Source organism: Pseudomonas sp. EA_65y_Pfl2_P78, assembly GCF_963970495.1.
Lineage (GTDB): Bacteria > Pseudomonadota > Gammaproteobacteria > Pseudomonadales > Pseudomonadaceae > Aquipseudomonas > Aquipseudomonas baetica_A.
The window spans coordinates 1-2,579 of record NZ_CAXAON010000073.1; the positions used below are offsets into that span (position 1 = coordinate 1).

1 protein-coding gene and 1 pseudogene are annotated in these 2,579 nt (G+C 56.2%); both read right to left on the minus strand.

Going from position 1 to position 2,579, the window contains the following annotated elements; all coding sequences use genetic code 11:
* Positions 1-512, minus strand: a pseudogene (locus AACY02_RS25815) (toxin); the annotation flags it as partial.
* Between the two features lie 4 nt (positions 513-516).
* Positions 517-2,579 (minus strand): RHS repeat-associated core domain-containing protein (locus AACY02_RS25820; RefSeq protein ID WP_339434345.1); only part of this gene is annotated, 2,063 nt, incomplete at its 5' end.

The following is a 2,579-nucleotide window of genomic DNA, read 5'->3' on the forward strand; positions in this document are numbered from 1 at the left end:
AACGTGCGGGTTTCCCGCAGCGGCTGGCCGGTCAGGGAAAAGCTGTCCGTGAGCAACGAACCGGAACGGTCTTTCTGTTCCAGCAACTGGCCGCGACGGTTGTATCCGGCTTCGGCCGAGGCGTCGGAATAGGTGAACACATCGACATCGACCTCGCCATTTTCCTCGACGGCCACGAGCCGCAGTTGTTCATCGAAGCACGTGCGCCAATGGCTGCCGCGCTGATCCCACCTGCGCAAAGGTTCACCGGCCAGCCCTGGCAGCACCACACGCCAGCCGCTATCCACGCTGTCGATAAGCACCGCATTGCCATTCAACGAATAAACAGTCGCCGTGTTCGCCATGGACAAGCGCGGGTCGCGTTGCGTGATCAAACGCCCGGCTAAATCGTGTTCCTGGCAGATCACCAGGGTGCTTGACGTGTTGCCTGCCATGCTTCGCAGGTAGGCGACCTTGCGGACTGGCAGGCCTCGTCCGTCAATCACTGTCAGGGAGGGCGTGCGTGAATGCATGGTTTCAGTGACCGTTTTTAAACTTGGTGAGCAAGGTGTTTCCCGGCTTTTTTGATGCAAGATGCCGTTGTCTTGCTTTGTACAGATTGTCAGTGGTCCCCATCTCTTTGTATCGCGCAAGTCCGGCCTGAGCCTGTGCGATGTTGGCGAGTACGGCTCGGTTTTTCTGTTGCAAGCCAGAGCGCGTAATGATGGCCAGCGTTTCGCTGGAAGTATTGGCATTGACATTCGGGAGCACATTGGCAGGCGAAACACTGTCAACGCCCAATGCGTCAAAAGCGTTTTCCGCCCATGCAGACCGTTGTTCGATGGCCGCTTTCCAGTCGCTGAGCATTTTTTCGATCTTTTCAATTTTCACCGGGTCAAGCCGGTTCTTGATGTCTTGTGCTTCCTGCGCCCGACTTCCCATATTAAGCGCGCCGGGAATAATCCCCACCACTGACCCGAATACCCTGTTCATTAAAAATAATGGGTTGAATAACGAATTGAGTGCCGGATGCAGCACTTCGCTCTTGAAGTCTTTCCATGAATTGATTTCCTTGACGGGGGCCTCGATCCCCAGGCTTTGATCAATCGCGCTGACGGACATTTGCGAGGTCTGCGGGATCAAAGGCCCGACTTGCAGGCCGATATGGTTTGCCACCGGCTCAAGGATGGCCCCAGCGACATCACCCCCGATGTTGCCACCGACCAACGATGAAGGTTTCAACACGTTCGGTTTCACTTCAAGTGCTGGAAACAGGGTGTCAAATTGGGTGCCGCCCAAAGATCCACCTTCATAACCGACAATACCTCTGACGGTTTCTCCCGCCAGATTCACCGCCATGTTCAGTGCAACATTTTGATTAATGATGTTGTGTAGTTGCCATAGTACTTCCTCGGAGTGCCCTTCTACGGCGGAAGCAAACGCCGAATACAGCATGATCACGCTTTCTGCCCGCGTGTTACCGTCCGGATCGATAAAACGGACCGGGTTATTCCCCACGAATGCATATAAATTCAGACCATCCGCCTGCTCTGCGTCGGTGCTGATCCAGCGCTGCAAGCACGGCGCGTAATAGCGTGCGCCGTAGTAATACAAACCGCTGACGTCCATTTCCTTGCCCGAATAGCGGATGAAGCGGTACGTGGTTTCCGAGTTCGGTGCCATCCACGCGGTTTCGCCAAAGGGGTAATAGCCTTCCTGGCTGATCATGACGGCGTCTTGATCCAGTTCCATCACGCTGGAACCGAGATGATCTTCGAGGTTGTAACGCATTTGGTCATTGGCGATTTCATCGATTTTTTTCGCTGCCCAATGTAGGCAGCGGGCGTTGCCGAGCGTGATGACGTGCAGTTCTTCACCGCTGTCGCGGGTGCGGATTTCAAGCCCGGGCAGATAGCGCACCTGGTGGAAATGTTCGGCGTTGGCAGCGAAGGTTTCGTGGCGCTTGAACACGCGCATACCCTGGCTGTAACCGTAGTACTCGGCATCATTGGAACCGCCATCGCGCTGGACCAGGATCACGCTTTCCAGCTCATCGCGGGCATTCCAGAGCAGTGGCTGGCCCGGTTGCACGGTCAGTTGATTGCCGTGGCGATCGAACAAAGTGTCGAAATCCGGCGGCTCGTCGCCGGTTTTCCAGCGTTCCCCGCGATTGCTCTTCAGATCGATGAACATTTGCCGGGTCGAGTTGTTGCCGGCGCGTACGTGACACAGTTCGATCAGGTTGCCACCGTTGTCGTACTGGTAGGTCTGGGTGTAGTTGAGGCGATTGTTCGGGTCGCCCGGTTGCGGCAGGCCGGGAATGTCCGGTGGCGGGGCGTCGTCGTAGCCGGTGGCGCTGGTCAACCGATAGAGCGAGTCGTAGGTGAAGTTGCGGTGGCCATCGATCAACTGATTGGCGAAGTAACGTGGTTGAAAGGCGTGGTCTTCGATGCGGGTGATATTGCCGACGGGATCGTAGAAATATTCGAGGTCTTGCAGCACTGCGCCGGTGTCTTTGCGACTGGACTGAGTGTGCAGACGACTGTCTGCCGGGTCGTACGTCCAGCGACTGAGGACAAGATTACCGGCCTGCTGCTCGA